The following is an 18,148-nucleotide window of genomic DNA, read 5'->3' as shown; positions in this document are numbered from 1 at the left end:
TGCGATTTTATATGCAACAGCATCTGAAATTCTTAACCCTATTTTTTCTTATTTCCTCAATAAATTTCGTTTAGCTGATTAACTAAACGCAGTAATTAAACATCATCCAGACGTAGGTAAAGGAGATTTTATTTTTCATTATAATCGAGGAAATAATATTATGGGTGCCACTGCTTATAACAATGTTAAAGCAGAAAAAGTATTGAAATAAAGCGGTTAGTGAAATATGTAATGCATTTGGTTCTAAATGAATATGGTGTAAAGCATGTGATTGTTGCAAATGTGACTGAGGTTGGTTTGATACTAGCTTTAATAAAGACGAAAAGCAAGAGAGCTGGCTGCAACAGCTTACACAGAGTTTTAATACAAAATTAGCTAATAATTTAGATTATATGAAGAAAGGTGCAGATCTTGAAATAAAAGCATTCGATCTTAACTCTAAAATGAAAAGTATGCTTGGTAAATATAAGAGCAAAGGGTTAAATGATCGAGATGCATACCTATCAAACATCGTAGACCAGTTTAGGGTAGGGTGATTTGGAAAAAGTATAAAGATACTCTTGTTGATATTTAAAGGAAGGCTTGATACTTACTATAATTCTGGATGCAGCACAGAAATACTAAAGGATTATTTCTTTTTTGATTATTTTTATCCAACTGCAGAACCTTGTTGTGAAGTTGGTAATGAAATGTATGAGTTGATAAAAAATTAGATTTCTTTTAAACATCTTTACGGTTTGTAGTAACTATCTGCGTAGCTGAATGGTAAAGGGAGGGGGGTAAACAAAATAATCTAAAATATAGAGAAAATACAACGGTGCTTGATACATACTATTGCGATTTTATCCTCTTTTTGTCATTTTAGTGCTAGAATGACATTCTGCTAGTGAAGTTTATTCTTTGATATATTAACTATAAATATAGAGAAGTCTTACTAAATAAAAAGGTAAAAGGAATCTCTGAGTAGTGAAATTTTGACTCTATATTGCTGTAAGTGGTGCTGTAATAATGTTCTAACAAGCGCGACTTGGCTGAATATAGAAAAAATTTAAAAAACCGCTATAATTTTATGTAATCTACCAATAAACACCTAAGTTTTTACTGGATTTTGTGATTGATCCTACAGTCAAAAACAAATTTTGAGTCATAAATACTTTTAGTGCCATAATAAAATAGGGAGGTTTGTCAAGTAAAGTTCTTTATTTCATTAGATGCGCTGCCAAATTGTTATGCAAGCAAGTTTTTTAGTTTTCGTATATCCGAAGTAATTCTTGTGCATTGGCCTTGATTAGAGTCGGACATTCTCTATCATTTAATAATGAATGCAATATTTCAATTGCACCTTTAATGTCGTTACTGTGTATCTTTACTATAGCGATAGCTTCTTGGCTTGAATAAGGGTACACTGCATTTGATTCTAAATTACTAATTTTATCTCTATTTGTTTTTTCACCGCTGGAGTGAAGTAAGCTCATTACTTCTAAGTATTGTGCTAACTCACGCAAAACATCAGGAGCATCTTTATCGTCTGCCAAATCATTATAAATAATAGATGCTGTGTCTGTTGGCATTGAATCTGAGATATGATTGAATGCGCGTTCAAAATTTGCTAAATACTCCCAATTTGAATCTATTTCTTCTAGCAGTGACTTATTATCTTTTTTTAAGAATAATACTTCGTAAAACTTGTCACCTGCAGTTATAGATTGTTTTGTGTTATCAATGTTGCGCAATAAGTATAATGTGATGCCAACTAACATTGGCGCGAGTGCAAGCAGAAAGATGTATTTTTTCATGGTAATATTCCAAATAGTTATATATTTATACATTAATGCTTTTGATTTGCAAAAACATATTGACATAGTGATTATATCACATAATAATATTCTTAGAGTTGTTTGAATAGTTGGAGATTAAAATATTTCTAAAGTAGAAATAAAGACAGCAGTATTAAGCTAAATTATTTTTTGTCGGATTTATCCGATGTACCCTCAACCTTTTATAGGTTGAAGTCTAAATTTGAGAGTTTGATCCTGGCTCAGAATGAACGCTGGCGGCAGGCCTAACACATGCAAGTCGAACGGAGTTATATTGTAGCTTGCTATGGTATAACTTAGTGGCAGACGGGTGAGTAATGTATAGGAATCTACCTAGTAGTATGGAATAATTGTTGGAAACGGCAACTAATACCGTATACGCCCTACGGGGGAAAAATTTATTGCTATTGGATGAGCCTATATTAGATTAGCTAGTTGGTGGAGTAATAGCCTACCAAGGCAATGATCTATAGCTGATCTGAGAGGATGATCAGCCACACTGGAACTGAGATACGGTCCAGACTCCTACGGGAGGCAGCAGTGGGGAATATTGGACAATGGGCGAAAGCCTGATCCAGCCATGCCGCATGAGTGAAGAAGGCCTTTGGGTTGTAAAGCTCTTTTAGTGAGGAAGATAATGACGGTACTCACAGAAGAAGTCCTGGCTAACTCCGTGCCAGCAGCCGCGGTAATACGGAGAGGGCTAGCGTTATTCGGAATTATTGGGCGTAAAGGGCGCGTAGGCTGGTTAATAAGTTAAAAGTGAAATCCCGAGGCTTAACCTTGGAATTGCTTTTAAAACTATTAATCTAGAGATTGAAAGAGGATAGAGGAATTCCTGATGTAGAGGTAAAATTCGTAAATATTAGGAGGAACACCAGTGGCGAAGGCGTCTATCTGGTTCAAATCTGACGCTGAAGCGCGAAGGCGTGGGGAGCAAACAGGATTAGATACCCTGGTAGTCCACGCTGTAAACGATGAATGTTAAATATGGGAAGTTTACTTTCTGTATTACAGCTAACGCGTTAAACATTCCGCCTGGGGACTACGGTCGCAAGATTAAAACTCAAAGGAATTGACGGGGACCCGCACAAGCGGTGGAGCATGTGGTTTAATTCGATGCAACGCGAAAAACCTTACCACTTCTTGACATGGAAATCATACCTATTCGAAGGGATAGGGTCGGTTCGGCCGGATTTTACACAAGTGTTGCATGGCTGTCGTCAGCTCGTGTCGTGAGATGTTGGGTTAAGTCCCGCAACGAGCGCAACCCTCATCCTTAGTTGCTATCAGGTAATGCTGAGTACTTTAAGGAAACTGCCAGTGATAAGCTGGAGGAAGGTGGGGATGATGTCAAGTCATCATGGCCTTTATGGAGTGGGCTACACACGTGCTACAATGGTGTCTACAATGGGCTGCAAGGTGCGCAAGCCTAAGCTAATCCCTAAAAGACATCTCAGTTCGGATTGTACTCTGCAACTCGAGTACATGAAGTTGGAATCGCTAGTAATCGTGGATCAGCATGCCACGGTGAATACGTTCTCGGGTCTTGTACACACTGCCCGTCACGCCATGGGAATTGGTTTCACTCGAAGCTAATGGCCTAACCGCAAGGAAGGAGTTATTTAAAGTGGGATCAGTGACTGGGGTGAAGTCGTAACAAGGTAGCAGTAGGGGAATCTGCAGCTGGATTACCTCCTTAGGCTTTGTACGTAATTCACCATTTCAAATAATAGTGTCATTATGTACTATACTGCTGTCTTTACTTCTACTTTATTTTTTAATTTCTCGATAACGAAATTTTATGAGTAACAGGCCTCTTTCCCCACATTTACAAATATATAAAGTACAAGTTACTAGTTTTTTTTCTATTATGCATAGATTGACTGGTATCTTGCTGTTTCTTTTATTAATCATACTTTCTTGGTATTTTATATTATATGTTTACTCCCCTAAGTTAATTATAGTAAGGTGCTTAAATGCATTATTGTTCACTCCTGTTGCTAAATTAGCTTATATCTTATGCTTTGTAAGCTTTATGTATCATTTTCTCAATGGTATTCGTCATTTATTGTGGGATGCTGGGCTTAATTTAGAAATTGCTAGTGTTTTAAAAAGTGCTATATTACTAACAATAATGCTATTTCTTTCTACTATGGCTTTTTTATTTATATTTATATGAGTCAATCTGTAAATTCAGTACATCATTGGTGGATCCAGCGTGTTTCTGCGGTGATTTTGTTATTTTTATTTCCTTGGTTTATTTACTCATTTTCTTGCACATTTTATGTTGATAGCCCTTTATCTTTTAATGAAAAATTATTTCAGGCTATTAATCATCCACTAGAGCTTTTGTTTTTTGTTATACTGGTGTTTTGCATTTTTTGGCATGCAGTTCTTGGAATGCAGGTAGTGTGTGAAGATTATATAGACAGCGTACCTCTAAGGATTTTTACAATTACATGCATAAAATACTTATCAAGCATTACTTATATAGTCCTTGCTTTTACGACTTTTTTCTTTTATAGGCATATTTTCTTGTAAAGTTGCCAGTTCTATGTTAATATATTATTAGTGTACTAGTTTTATTATTGAACTATAGCGATTTTGGTTTAGCAATATGTTAGAGACATTGAAAAAGTGGGGAATAGACCTTACGCTGAAGGTGAAGGATCTATTTAGTTCATCTGAATCTCAAGTTTATGTCAAAGACCTTAGAAAGGTAATGATATATGAGGATGGACGAAAGTGTCAATATCCAAAAGATTATGATCAGATTGTAGATTCTGGAAGAGTTGTAAAAAAAAATGACAAGCTTGTAAAAGATAAAGACGGAAATCCAGAGTACCAGCTTATATATAATGAATACAAATTTGATCTAGCCTTGGTTAAGGAAATTGATAAAAAATCTTACTTTACTATTGACTTTTTAGTTAGTAAAGGTAGGCGTGAGGTTAATGATTATAGTAAATTTTATAAGCCATTTAAGTTTTCAAAAATAGATCTTGAAAAACACTTGCCGGTCTTTGAGGTTGATACTAAGTTACTTAGATTAACTAATTCTTCTTTTCTTGCTAAAAAAGGTTGCTTCATCAATGATGACACGGGAGAAGTTGATGAGAAAGATAGAGATGAAAAAGGAAGAAATGGAAAATTACTATACGCTAGTGATTACAAGAAGCTAAGCACCCATTTTTCAGAAATTAGAGATCAGGATGGTAATCTAGAGCTAGATAAAAGTCTTATATCTGTTTCTATCGTTTTTGCTACAAGCTTGGCTAAAGTTTGTACTAAATTGTTGACCTCTCTTCCTATAAAGTTAGGGGAGTATTTAATAAGCGAACAAAACCCAATTGCAAAGTCTTTTGGCTATCTTTTGTTCACCCCTGCAATGGCAGTAAAAAATTTAGTGAATATGGGAGCTACCATACTTAAGGCTCCAATTTTATTGTTTGTAGCAAATGAGAAAAAGTATGGTGATGCTTATCTTACTATGTGGAAACACCAATTGAAAGAATGTTGGAAAGAAGTAAAAAGCGACTTTAATGTTGTTACAAATGGGGAAAGGCCAAAGCCGAAGCAGAAGGATCATAAGCCACTTAGCATAGCGGGTACATGGAAAGAGCTTAACGCTAGAAAATCAGATATTGAAAAAAACTTAGAGAAGGGGTTGAGCAAAAATAGTGAAAGTATAGATAAATCTAGAGAACTAGGTGTTGGAGAAAGCTTAAAGGAAAAGTTGCAAAACAAAACTGATGAAAAAGTAGCTGCAGCCGTTAATCAAAAAAGCAACACTCCTCATATTGATAGAGAGATAGAAAGAAGACAAGACTCATCACGAAATGTAGGGACTCCATCACGCTCGTAGTCAACCATCACTTTAAATTACTTTTTACTTTAATCATCTCACAATAAAAACTTGCATGCATTTTGCCGTTAGTATAAGATATTAATCAAATAATTAATATCTTAATTAAATGCGCCCTGTAATACTGTGTGGTGGTAGTGGCAGCAGACTTTGGCCTCTATCTAAGCCAAAGCAATTTCAGAAAATATTTAGTCAGAATACTATGTTTCACAACACTTTGTTGAGGCTAAAAGGCGATTATATGCCACCCATCATTACCACAAATATACAATATGAGTCATTATTGATGCAGGAATTACATGCATTACAGGAATGTAAAGTAGTTTTTGAACCAGTTAAAATTGGGACAGCGGCAGCAATACTAATTGCTGTGCTTCTCTGCGATAGGAACGAGACAATCTTAGTTCTGCCTTCAGACCATTTTATAGGTGATTTGAATAGTTTTTATGTTTCTATTGAGAAAGCGTCTAAGCTAGCCTCTGAAACTGACTCTATAGTCACTTTTGGGATAAAGCCTCATGAATTCAATTCGGAATACGGCTATATAAATGCAGTATATGGTCAGAAAGAAAAATGTCATATAGTAAAAGATTTTACAGAAAAACCCGAGCGTAAGGTAAGTAACGATCATTATTGGAACTCTGGAATATTTGTGTTTAGAGCAAAACGCTATATAGATGAGATAAAAAAAATTGCTCCGACTCTCTATAATTTATGTTGTGAAAGTATGAAGCATTTTGTATCACGAGAGAGATTTCTGTATTTAGAACAGCAAAATTGTGCAGGAATGGGTGATACATCTATTGATCACCTAGTGATAGAAAAAGCAGAAAATATTGTAATGATAGAAGCCAATTTCGATTGGATGGATGTTGGCACTTGGGGTTCAGTTTTAGAGTTAAGTAAGAGATTTAATAAGAATTTTGAGTCGTTTCAAGCTGTAATCAAAGGAAGAGAGCCAGTTTTGATGACAGAAAATGATGCAAAAAATTTACTAGGTAGAGTTTATAAACGGCCAAGTAAGAGCCTAATGTTGTTCATTAATAAAGTTAAGGAAGTAAAGCCAATAAGGAAAGAGGTTAAGCCATGGGGATTTTATAGTGTAGTTTTAATGGGCAAGGATTTTCTTATAAAATACCTTTTTATAAATCCACTGAGCTGCACTTCTAAGCAATTTCACCACTATAGAGATGAGTACCATATAATACTATCAGGGGTTGGATGCGTGAGTTTAGATGACAAAACATATGCTATAACAAAAAATCATGTAGTAGAGATTCCAAGGAAGGTGTTTCATAAAATTGAGAATAAAAGTACAAGATTTCCTCTTGAGATAGTTGAGTTTCAGGTAGGAAAGTTTTTATCTGATAATGATATAGTAAGATTGGACGATATATATGGAAGGTCTTAATATAGAACATTGAATATATTCTATAAGCTTGCTAAATTTAGACAACCTCATTTGAGGTAAAGGAAAAATTACAGTTATATGAAGCATAAAAAGTATGATATTTAAATCTTAGTATAATGTCTATTGCCTTTGAATTTACTATGGCTATTCGCTATTTGCGAGCAAAGAATTCTAGATTTTGCTCTATAATGGCCTTGTTTTCTATTATTGGTATTGCTCTTGGAGTTGCAACGCTAATAGTAGTAATGTCTGTAATGAATGGGTTCAGAGCAAAGCTGCTCGACTCTGTACTTGGCATTAATGGTCATATTAATGTTTACTTTGATAGAAGCATAAATTCAGATTACCACGCAGTGTTAAAATCTATTGAGAAAATCCCAGGTGTATTAAAAGCTACTTCTATGACCAATGATCAAGTGATCGTTGCAGCAAATAGTGGAATTGTGGGTAGCGTAGTCCGTGGTGTGTCAACTAAAGACTTACTTAATAATACTATCGTTAAGAATAATGTAATTATGGGTAACGTGGAAAAATTCGATGAAGGTATCATAATAGGGGCAAGATTAGCAGAAGCTTTGAATATTGATTATGGTGATAACATTATGCTTATATCACCTGAAGGATTTGATGCACTGTCTGGTGAAATACCAAAAATGAAAGAATATAAAGTTGTAGCAATATTTGATATGGGTATGTTTGAGTACGACAATACCTTAATGTATATGCCCATAAAGTCAGCTAAAGCTTTTTTTAATTATAAAGATAATGTGAGAAATATAGAAGTGTTTGTAGATGATATTGCTATGGCTAATAAGCTAGCAAACGCTATAGCAAAAGAAACAGGAATGAGAGCTGAAAGTTGGCAGTCTCAGCAAAGCCATTATGTTAATGCTTTAAAGACTGAAAGAAATGTGATGTTTTTAATTCTCACTTTAATTATAGTTGTAGCAGCATTTAATATTGTTTCAAATTTGATGATGATAGTGCAAGAAAAGAAATCTGCAATTGCAATTATGCGTACGTTTGGTGCAACAAGCGGAAGCATTATGCGCATATTTTGTGCTTGTGGATTGCTGATTGGTTTTACAGGAACTTATCTTGGCTCTATTATAGGGGTTGTTTTTTCTCTCAATATTGAAAGTATTAGAGTGTTTTTAGAAAACATTACCAACATCAAACTGTTTGATCCTATGATATACTTTTTTTCAAGTTTGCCAGTGATATTAGTCTCTCAAGATGTGATTAACATTTCTGCACTTGCATTGTTCTTATCATTTTTAGCGACAATTCCTCCTGCATTACAAGCAGCTGCTCAAGATCCTGTGGAGATATTACGTTATGAATGATACTTGGAGAAAATGCATAGGTTGGTTCTTAATTATATTGTTGTTTGTTAGCTATATTACAATAAATAACATAATATTTTTTAAAATAAATCAGCAAGAGAGTGAAAATAGTATAAGTATTGTAACGGAAAAGATAGATGAACTTAAAATGTTGCTTGAAGTTAATCAAATTAAGGTAGAGAAAAAGATATTTGATTTAAAGAGAAATCTGCACACTCAATGTGAGCAAGGTGACGGTAGTTCAAGACATAAGAACCTCGCAAAGTTGCTGCTACTTGTGATTAAGATGAAGAATTCGTTATTGCAAGAAGCCAAGTTTGATAATCATATAAATTCAATAAAGCCTTTGATATCAGAGCTTGACGATCCAGAAATAGAAAATGCAGTCAATGAATTGGAAAATTTGAAAGAGGTAGATACTTTATGCGGGTTGAAATTGTCTTTTGAGAAGAACATGACTGTTATTAACTACAATAAAAGTAACTTGTTTAAAAAAATCATTTCAAATTGGATCAAGATAGATGATCGTAGTGATCCACTCAGGTTAAAGCTTGCGGAAATTGAAGAATTAATAAGCGATAATGATTGGCAGAGCATAGCCACCGCAATAAGTGACTTAACATACCCAGAATTCAAACCATGGCTTAATAAATTGAATGATTTTATTGTAGCTTTCAAGAATACTTCAATAATATATCGTCACTTATTACAATACATCTCATGATTTATTTTATAATTTTTGCTTTTTCGTTTTTATTTGGCATATGGATCAAGGTAAGTGGTGAAGTAATAAAATTGGAATTAGGCAATTACACTATAAGTATTGATCTATATTTCGTTATTCTTGCTTGCGTAGTCTTATTATTTTTATTGATTGCAGTTGCACGTTTTTGTTCTTCTATTTCATCAACATTTGCTAACATAAAAAATAGAAGAAGAAGTAGGGAAGAATTGCTTCTCTTTGAAGCTTTCTTTAGCTTAGATTTAGGTAATATAGAGAACACCAATAAGCTAATTAAAAATCTAAATGAAGAAAGTGATAAATTATCTTTAGTAAAGCTCTTTAATTCAGGTAAAACGGGAAATTACAGCTTTTTCAGCCATAATTTAACGAGTATTGCAAGTAAAAATCGCAACTTAGCTCTACTTCTGATCAATAAACTGATTATTCACCTAAAGCAAGAAAGGTTAGTCTTTCAAAAATTTATAGAATATTGCTCTAGTTCAATTAATGATAAAATTTTGTCTATTCCCTTTCAAATAGAGCATTGTATATTGCAAGAAGATTGGATAAATGCAATTTCAAAGTTAAAGGAAGCTATCAAATTCAATATTTTTCTTCCCTTTGATCGTAAAAAGATGTTAGCGGTTTTTTATTGCGCTTTAGCAAAGCAATACGAAAGTAAAGGAAGTTTTTGCAAAGCTATAGATTATTTAGCTAAAGCACAAAGTTATTATGCAACTTTTCAGCCCATCAATTATTTAAAGGCAGAATTATATATCAAGCTTGAAAAAATCAGAAAAGCTTCCACAGTATTAGAGGAAGAGTATAGAGTAAATCCTACTCCTCAATCAGCTAGAATGTATATCAAGTTAAATAATAAAGGCGCTGAAAGACTATATAACTTACGCCCTGATTATTATTTTAGTTATTGCTTGCTTGCTTTGTCTTCAATTAGCTTAGGGAAATATGATCTTGCAAGTCAGCATTTAGATATTGCTATGAAAAAAGCTAATTACATATCAATCTACCTTGTTATGGTACAGCTCAAGATTATGCTACAAGAGTATGATCAAGCAATTTACTGGCTAAATAAGATGAACTCAGAAGCTGTGCCTGATCCAGGTTGGAAATGTGTTGATTGTAATAAAGAGCTAAAGCAATGGGATTATAAGTGCTCAAGTTGCAATAGTCTTAATTGTATTTACCTTATATTATAAGACTCCATAAGGTGTGATACTTTTACATCGAGATTGCTTTAATATAATCTTTATCTCAAAACAGTAAATCTGTGAGTTTCTTAGTTAGGTTTGATTCCAATGTCAAAAAAACTTGTTTTTAGACATTACCAGTTATATATTTTAATAAATTAGAATTATATATAAAATGAAGAGCTTAAAGGAATTATCCTTAAGAATTAAAAATATTAAGTCTGTGCAGAAAATCACGAAAATAATGCAAATGGTTTCTGCAGCAAAATTATTACAAAGCCAAAAGAAATTATCAAATTCAAAATTGCATATATCTAAGCTGCATAGCATTATTTCTTCACTAGCGCTATCAGCGGATCAAGAGTTACTAGCAAGAATTCTAAATATCAATAATGAAGATTCTTTCCTAGTATTTATTATTGCATCTGATCGTGGTTTATGTGGCAGCTTCAACTCCTCTGTTGTTAAATTTAGTCAGGAGCATATAAACAAATTAATTGCAAATGATAAGAAAGTAGACATTGTTTTTTTTGGTAAGAAAGCTTTTGAGACAGGCAAAAATAGATTTAATTCTAAAAATATCTTGAAGGTTGAAAATAGTAAGGGAATCACACTAAAGCGTGTGGAAGCCTTGGTTAGTGATATAGATCTAAGTAAATACAATAAAGTTAAGGTTTTTTACAGTAAATTCTATAATACCTTCATGCAAAAGCCAATATTAGAAACAATAAAACCATGGAGTAAAGACTCATTATTAATTGATAATTCTGTAGTTAGTCCTCTAACAGATTACAGCTATGAGTATGAACCACAAAATATTGAGTTTATTTTAAAATCTTTGACTCAAGATTATGTTACAGCTTCTCTTTATTCTGCTTTACTTGAAAGTGCAGCAAGTGAAAATAGTGCTAGGATGGTTGCTATGGAATCAGCAAACAGAAATACAAAAGAAATGCTAAATAAACTAGCATTACTTTATAATCGTTCTCGTCAAGCAGCAATTACAACTGATTTGATTGAAGTTATAGGTGGTGCAGAATCTTTATAGAAACTCAAGGAATGAAAAATGAATATATTAAATATTGCAGCAGATATCACTAAACTAATAAAAAAGCAGAATCAAGACGCAGAAGTTACAATATATGAAACTAATAAGACCTCGGTTTCTCAGCGTCTATCAAAAATTGAACAAATATCACAATCTAAAAACTGTACTGTCGGAATTAGAGCTATAGCAGGTAAGAACAAAGCTGCGTATATTTCCACAAACGATTTGAATAATCTTAGTAGTGCAGTGAGCCAAGTGGTGGAAATGGCAAAGAATGCCCAGGAAGATCCTTATATTAGTTTTGCTGTAGATGGCAGTAATTATATCTCTTCTGCAGATTTAAATATCTCAGATAATAATGTTGTAACAATTGATAACTTAAAAGAAATTACTGAAGCTACAGAAAATTCATCTCTTGCACATAAAAATATTATTAATTCCGAAGGAGCTTCATCTTCACATACTTCAGTAAATACAGTATTATCAACCGTTTCTGGTTTTGTTGGTTCATTTAGTAAGTCAACTTTTGTTAATCAGGTTTCTGTTGTTGCTGGAGAAAAGAATGAAATGAAAATAGGCTACGATTACGATGTAGCATGCAACTTCAGTGATTTAAAAACACCGGAGTCAATAGGGAAAGAAGCAGCAAAAAGAGCAATAGATCAATTGGGTTCATGTACAATCAGGACAGGCAAATTTCCGGTTGTTTTTGAAAAAAGAGCAGCAAAAGAGCTAGTAAAGAGCTTTGCTTCTGCCATAAATGGTAGCAATATTGTAAATAATAGCTCTTTTTTGAGAAATAGTTTAAATAATCAAATTTTTAATACTGAGATTAGCATTATTGATGACCCATTGTTACCAAGGGGTATAACATCAAGACCGTTTGACGGGGAAGGAATAATGAGCAGAAGAAATGAATTTGTAAAAAATGGAGTACTGCAAAACTGGATTTTAGATCTATATTCGGCTAGGAAATTAAACTTGGAAACGACCGCAAATGCAACTCGTGCAAGTAATGCTGCAATTATTCCTTCAGCTAGTAATTTCTATTTCAAAAATGGTAATAGATCGTTTAAGGAATTAATTGAGGAAGTAAAAGAAGGAATATATGTAACTGATTTATTTGGTTTTGGTGTTAATTTAATCAATGGCGATTATAGTCAAGGTGCATGCGGATTTTTTATAGAAAATGGTAAAATAACGTATCCAATACACGAGATTACTGTTGCCGACAATTTGAAAAATATGTTTAGCAATTTAGTTGTTGCAAATGACCTAACTTTCTGTGGGCAGTTTAATTCACCAACGATTAAAGTTAGCGAAATGACAGTAGCAGGTTCACTTAGTGATTAAAAATTTTAGTTGCATTAAGTACAATAATTGTGTACTATTACTATGTAATGTTAAGAATAGACTATGGAGTATAGAAGTTTAGTTGCAGTAACTAAGCTTAAAGCATTCTAAATCGTAATTTCAAAGTTTTTCATCACATTAATAATGTTAGTTAGTAGTTTAGGAGTTATCCATATGGAATTTGGTAATATAAAATGGTTTAATGTTGAAAAAGGCTATGGTTTCATCAAGCCAGAAGGTAAAGGTGAGGACGTTTTTGTACATGTTAGTACATTAGAACGTTCAGGAATAAGACCTGATGAACTTCGAGGAGAGGATAAAAAGAGAGGAATGAAAGGGGAAAGAGTAAGTTATGAGCTTAAAGAAGAGCGTGGTAGGAACGGAGAAGATAAAAAGTCTGCAATAAATTTAAGATTGGAAGATTAGTCTATCGTGAAGCTTTTTAATAGGGTAATGTATTGTGAGTAATTTTCATGAAATGGGGCTTCCAACTTTGCTTAGGCAAGCTCTAAGTAAAAATAATCTTTGTGTTCCAACCCCGATTCAGGTGCAAGCGATTCCTCTAGCTCTTCAGGGCAAAGATATTCTTGGGTCTGCTCAAACGGGAACTGGAAAAACCTTAGCGTTTGCTATTCCACTGGTTGCTAAATTGATGAATGAGCCAAGCATTGGTTCAGCTTTAGTCATCGTGCCAACCAGAGAGCTTGCTCATCAGGTAACAAGTGAGATAAGAAAACTCTTATCTCAAAGTTCTTTACTAAGAGTTGCTTTGTTGATCGGAGGCGAGCCTATTTTTAGGCAGCTAAATCAGCTTCAGAAAAAACCACAAATTATAATAGGTACTCCTGGTCGTATTATAGACCATATTGAGCGTAAAACTTTAGTTACTCGGAATGTTGGTATTCTTGTGCTTGATGAGACGGATCGTATGTTTGATATGGGCTTTGGAATTCAGATTGAAGAAATTATGAAGCATTTGCCTAAAATAAGGCAAACTCTTATGTTTTCTGCAACTCTTCCTGGAGAAATAGTAAAACTTACTGAAAAATATCTTAATCAACCAGAGCGTGTTTCTGTCGATTGCCAGGCTACAACTTCTGTAAAAATTAAACAAGAAGTTGTTTATGCATCAGAATCAGAAAAATATGGCAAGCTTGTTACACAATTATGTCAGCGCAAAGGATCAATCATTATTTTTGTCAAAACAAAGCGAGGAGCGGATCAGCTAGCTGACAAATTGCACAAAGATGACTATAGCGCTTTGGCAATTCATGGTGATTTAAGGCAGCACAAGCGTGAAAGAGTCATTGATTCTTTTCGTCGTGGCCGCAATCAAATCATGGTTGCAACAGATGTTGCTTCTCGCGGTCTTGATATTCCGCACATTCAACATGTTATCAATTATGATGTACCACAATCGCAAGCTGATTATGTTCATCGTATAGGTAGAACTGCACGTGCGGGAGCTGAAGGATTTGCATTATCTTTTGTTACACCTCAAGATAAGAGAAGACTGCCTGCACTAGCAGATAAAGAAGGAGAGCCAAATTTTGATTGTAGTATGCAATCTCAAAAACGTAACAGCAAAAAGATCTTTAAAAGGCCAAGTACGTTAAAGGCTAAATACGGTAGAAAAAAGATCAATGTATTTAAGAAGAAAAGCAGAGTACTAGAAAAAGCGTATTAATGTACTTAACTATTCTTCTATTCTTTAAAAGCTCCAGTAAACTTGCTGCAAAGTGAAGTGATTGGAGGATGGTAGAAAGAATATATAGCTAGCCCAAATTAGATTTACCTACAATTTGATAATCTTAATTCTGCTGCTTATAACGTTTTGAGATTATCACAACGGTATAATGTTAGGCTGTGTGGACTATAATCTGTAGCTTAATTCAATTTGGCTACAACGAGCTGCTAGATTTCAGTTTTTTTAATAATTGTGTGCTACTAATTATATATAAATTTACACTTTTAAAGAGAATAGATGATTTCTAAAAATTTAGAGGCAAGTTTAAATAGAGCGTTACAGATTGCTTCTGATTGTAAGCTTAAATATGCAAAAGTGGAACATTTGTTGCTAGCATTAACCAAAGATGTGGATGTAAATTATGTTTTATCAAGATGTAACATCAGAGCTGGTGAAATCATAAATATAGATAATATTATATTAAGGAATGATCGTGGTAATAATGCAAAAGGTTTTTTACAAGACAACTCCGAATTAACTGTCAATAAAGTTGAGCCTGATGTGCTATTTCAACGCATAATACATAAAGCCATGATACGAGCTCATCGTCTGGGAAGAAAAGAAATAAATGGAGCAAGTATTCTATTAGAGATTCTGTCTGAGCAAGATTTATACATTGAAGAGCTATTATGCAAACAGAATGCAAAGGATTCTAATTTGATTTATAACATATCCAATATAAAATATTCAGGTGATATAGAAGAATATGTAACTAATCGCAAGATAAAACTTGATAAGAATAACGATATCTCTACTGTAGCAAATAAAGGTGAATTATTAAAAGATGAAGAAGTTCTACAAAATTATTGTAGAAATTTAAATGATTATGCAAGAAGCAAAAAAATAGATTATGTCATTGGTCGTGATTATGAATTAAATCGCACTATAGAAATCTTGCTAAGACGCAGAAAAAATAACCCTTTATATGTCGGAGAACCAGGTGTTGGTAAAACAACAATAGTTGAAGGCTTGGTATTGAAAATTATTGAAGGTAGTGTTCCGAGTGCACTGAGATCCAGCATAATTTATGCTTTGGATTTAGGATCACTTCTTGCAGGAACACGCTATAGAGGTGACTTCGAAGAGAGAATAAAATCTATAATAAAAGTAATTGAGGCAAAACCTGGCGCTATTCTTTTCATTGATGAAATACACACTATTATTGGAGCAGGTTCAACAAGTGGCAGCTTTCTTGATGCTGGCAATCTGCTCAAACCTGCACTTGCAAGAGGTGCGTTGCGTTGTATAGGTGCAACTACATATAGAGAATATAGCAATAGCTTTGAAAAGGATAAAGCATTAGCAAGGAGGTTTCAAAAAATTAATGTAAAAGAGTCTTCTATTAATGATACAGTAAAGATACTAGATGGTATAAAGCATTACTATGAAAGGTATCATGGAGTATATTACACGAAACATGCCATTAAATCTGCAGCTGAACTTTCACACAAGTATATTACTGGGCGAATATTACCTGATAAAGCAGTTGATGTTATAGATGAAGCAGGGGCATATTGTAAGTTACAAAAAAGCAGGCGAAAAATTATAAACAGTAGAGACATTAAGAGTACTATCGCTAGGATTACAAACGTACCTTGCGGGTTTGATGATATGCAAAGAGTAAAATCTTTGAAAGAAAATCTCAATAGGGCCATTTTTGGTCAAGAGCAAGCGATAGAGTTTCTCGTTAATTCTATTAAAATTGCTAAATCTGGTCTGAGAAGTTACAATAAACCCTTGGCAAAGTATCTTTTTGCAGGGCCAACTGGTGTAGGTAAGACTGAGCTTGCGAAGCAGCTAGCACAAAATATGGGTATGAACCTTATTCGGTTTGATATGTCTGAGTATATGGAACCTCACACAATATCTAGAATGATTGGTTCCCCTCCTGGATATGTGGGTTACGACCAAGGTGGATTGCTTACAGAATCTGTATCTAATAATCAATATAGCGTAGTACTTCTTGATGAAATTGAGAAAGCTCATAGTGATATTTATAATATATTACTACAAATCATGGATTATGGTTGTGTTACAGACACTTACGGACGTAAGGTTAATTTTTCCAATACGATTTTAATTATGACAACCAATGCAGGGGCATTTGAACGTAACAAAAGTTCTATTGGCTTTGGGTATAAAAACTTTAACATCAGTGACAGCGAAAAAGCAATGGAACGGGTTTTTAGCCCCGAATTTCGTAATCGTCTTGATGCAGTCATTTCCTTTTCTGATTTGGATGCGGATGTCATTTTGCACATTGTGGATAAATTTATTCAGGAATTAAAAAAACAACTTGTGCAAAAGGGTATAAGCTGCTCAGTGGAAGAAGAAGTAAAGTCTTATCTTGCGCAAACAGGTTATAGCAAAGAAATGGGAGCACGCCCAATAGAGAGGCTGATTGAAAAAGAGATAAAAAGTCATTTGGCTGAAGAAATACTGAATCGTCGATTAATTAAAGGAAAGAAATTAAGGATTTATATTGGTAAACACGGAATTGCTTTTGATATAGTTTAAATTCTTGCTTGAGTATTAAATTTGTAGTATAGTCACTATTTTTTAATGAGGCTATAGTGGCAAGTTTAACCAGAAATCAATATTACAGTAATCAAGATTTACGGAATTTATTTTCAAGGCTGGGAATAAAAGCGGAAGAAGTAATAAGCCAGGAGTTTGATGATGTACTTAAGTTAGTTGAGCGGCGCTTTAGAAGAGCTTCATTAAAATGTCACCCTGATAAAGTAGTAGGAGAGAAAGAGAAAAAAATAGCTGAAGAAAAGTTTAAAAAACTTAGTGCAGATAAAGATAAGCTAGAGAAATATCTTAACGACTTAAAAGCAGCTGGCATATCTATAACATTACAGCGAGAAGTGCAGGAAAAACAAAGGAGAATCAATGAGATTCTATTGCGTAGAGAGAAAGCTGTGAATAGAGCATGTTTATTTTTTATATTAGCAAATGTGGTACTTGGTCCGTCGCCTCAAGTCAAATATTGCTTATCACAACTTGCTAACAGTGGCAAAGTGCAAAATATTGCTTATAAATTTTATGCATTCAGCATTGGAGTTTGGCCATGGTTATTTATTATATCCTTTTGTAGTATTATCTATGCAGCAAGTAAACAAAGAGGCTCACAAGAAGGAAATCTAGATAGGTTAAATAGAAGATACAATCTACTTATTGCTGCTGATAATTATGTAATATGTATATCAGCAGCGTTTGCTGTATGCAGTTTAATGTCGGAAGTTGCACAAAATGGCTGGCCTGTTCAATATGGAACGATGCTAATAGCTAATTTAGCATTAGATTTATTACTTATTGCTTTACTTAGGACTTTTGTGAAAGCTTTTGAACTATATGGTGAATACTGTACCCAGTGTTTATATGAAGAAGATGCGGAATTTAGTTATAAAGAAAAATTTGCATGGTATGACTACAAATTAGTACTTATGCCGCTCGTTCTTCCTATTGTTAAAATGTATTTTGAAGATTTAGTTCAAGAAAAACCACAACAGCATACTACTGATCCTAAAGTTACACCTTTAAATATAGGCGTAGGAACAAGAGCATAAAAAGGTCTTTGCTTCAACTATAGTTTTTGCTACACTTTGAGTAAATTTGAAGAT

General features: G+C 33.8%; 15 protein-coding genes and 1 rRNA gene. 15 read left to right on the top strand and 1 reads right to left on the bottom strand.

Going from position 1 to position 18,148, the window contains the following annotated elements:
• The first annotated feature begins 392 nt into the window (after nucleotides 1–392).
• Nucleotides 393–536 (top strand): hypothetical protein, encoded by a 144-nt coding sequence (locus AB3210_RS05680; RefSeq protein ID WP_007302443.1) that lies wholly within the window; start codon nucleotides 393–395, stop codon nucleotides 534–536.
• Between the two features lie 708 nt (nucleotides 537–1,244).
• On the opposite strand, the gene AB3210_RS05675 is transcribed toward AB3210_RS05680, so the two are convergent.
• A complete protein-coding gene (locus AB3210_RS05675) occupies nucleotides 1,245–1,862 on the bottom strand; it encodes a hypothetical protein (protein WP_029237695.1) in 618 nt (205 codons plus the stop codon).
• 153 nt (nucleotides 1,863–2,015) lie between these two features.
• Between AB3210_RS05675 and AB3210_RS05670 the strand changes: the two genes are divergently transcribed.
• From AB3210_RS05670 to AB3210_RS05605, 14 genes are all read left to right on the top strand, one after another.
• Nucleotides 2,016–3,519 (top strand): 16S ribosomal RNA (locus AB3210_RS05670).
• Nucleotides 3,520–3,621: 102 nt separating this feature from the next.
• Nucleotides 3,622–3,999 carry a succinate dehydrogenase, cytochrome b556 subunit gene (gene sdhC / locus AB3210_RS05665; protein ID WP_010407125.1) on the top strand — a complete coding sequence of 126 codons (378 nt, stop codon included), beginning with the start codon at nucleotides 3,622–3,624 and terminating at the stop codon, nucleotides 3,997–3,999.
• Nucleotides 3,996–4,361 carry a succinate dehydrogenase, hydrophobic membrane anchor protein gene (sdhD, locus tag AB3210_RS05660; RefSeq protein ID WP_052264670.1) on the top strand — a complete coding sequence of 122 codons (366 nt, stop codon included), beginning with the start codon at nucleotides 3,996–3,998 and terminating at the stop codon, nucleotides 4,359–4,361. Before sdhC ends, sdhD begins: the two co-directional genes overlap by 4 nt.
• A 76-nt stretch (nucleotides 4,362–4,437) precedes the next feature.
• A complete protein-coding gene (locus tag AB3210_RS05655; protein WP_230609018.1) occupies nucleotides 4,438–5,685 on the top strand; it encodes a hypothetical protein in 1,248 nt (415 codons plus the stop codon).
• Nucleotides 5,686–5,794: 109 nt separating this feature from the next.
• Nucleotides 5,795–7,096 (top strand): sugar phosphate nucleotidyltransferase, encoded by a 1,302-nt coding sequence (locus tag AB3210_RS05650; protein ID WP_052264745.1) that lies wholly within the window; start codon nucleotides 5,795–5,797, stop codon nucleotides 7,094–7,096.
• Nucleotides 7,097–7,212: 116 nt separating this feature from the next.
• Entirely contained in the window at nucleotides 7,213–8,442 is a 1,230-nt protein-coding gene (locus AB3210_RS05645; RefSeq protein ID WP_367363635.1) for a lipoprotein-releasing ABC transporter permease subunit, read from the top strand.
• On the top strand, nucleotides 8,435–9,166 hold the full coding sequence (locus AB3210_RS05640; protein WP_007302451.1) for a hypothetical protein: 732 nt from the start codon (nucleotides 8,435–8,437) through the stop codon (nucleotides 9,164–9,166). Before AB3210_RS05645 ends, AB3210_RS05640 begins: the two co-directional genes overlap by 8 nt.
• A complete protein-coding gene (locus AB3210_RS05635; RefSeq protein WP_019236883.1) occupies nucleotides 9,163–10,383 on the top strand; it encodes a tetratricopeptide repeat protein in 1,221 nt (406 codons plus the stop codon). The genes AB3210_RS05640 and AB3210_RS05635 overlap by 4 nt, the downstream gene beginning before the upstream one ends.
• Before the next feature lie 166 nt (nucleotides 10,384–10,549).
• Nucleotides 10,550–11,422 (top strand): ATP synthase F1 subunit gamma, encoded by an 873-nt coding sequence (atpG, locus tag AB3210_RS05630; RefSeq protein WP_007302454.1) that lies wholly within the window; start codon nucleotides 10,550–10,552, stop codon nucleotides 11,420–11,422.
• An 18-nt stretch (nucleotides 11,423–11,440) separates the two neighbouring features.
• Complete coding sequence (locus AB3210_RS05625; protein WP_052264746.1) at nucleotides 11,441–12,775, top strand: TldD/PmbA family protein; 1,335 nt, start codon at nucleotides 11,441–11,443, stop codon at nucleotides 12,773–12,775.
• Nucleotides 12,776–12,949: 174 nt separating this feature from the next.
• Nucleotides 12,950–13,201, top strand: a complete 252-nt coding sequence (locus AB3210_RS05620) for a cold-shock protein (protein ID WP_007302456.1) — start codon at nucleotides 12,950–12,952, stop codon at nucleotides 13,199–13,201.
• 52 nt (nucleotides 13,202–13,253) lie between these two features.
• On the top strand, nucleotides 13,254–14,462 hold the full coding sequence (locus tag AB3210_RS05615; RefSeq protein WP_007302457.1) for a DEAD/DEAH box helicase: 1,209 nt from the start codon (nucleotides 13,254–13,256) through the stop codon (nucleotides 14,460–14,462).
• 297 nt (nucleotides 14,463–14,759) lie between these two features.
• Nucleotides 14,760–17,039, top strand: coding sequence for an AAA family ATPase (locus AB3210_RS05610; protein WP_007302458.1), 2,280 nt, complete (start codon nucleotides 14,760–14,762; stop codon nucleotides 17,037–17,039).
• Between the two features lie 56 nt (nucleotides 17,040–17,095).
• Complete coding sequence (locus AB3210_RS05605; protein ID WP_007302459.1) at nucleotides 17,096–18,094, top strand: hypothetical protein; 999 nt, start codon at nucleotides 17,096–17,098, stop codon at nucleotides 18,092–18,094.
• Nucleotides 18,095–18,148 lie beyond the last annotated feature (54 nt).

It is taken from the genome of Wolbachia endosymbiont (group B) of Scrobipalpa ocellatella (assembly GCF_964188425.1).
Taxonomy (GTDB): domain Bacteria; phylum Pseudomonadota; class Alphaproteobacteria; order Rickettsiales; family Anaplasmataceae; genus Wolbachia.
This window is presented reverse-complemented; position numbering and strand designations above follow the sequence as displayed.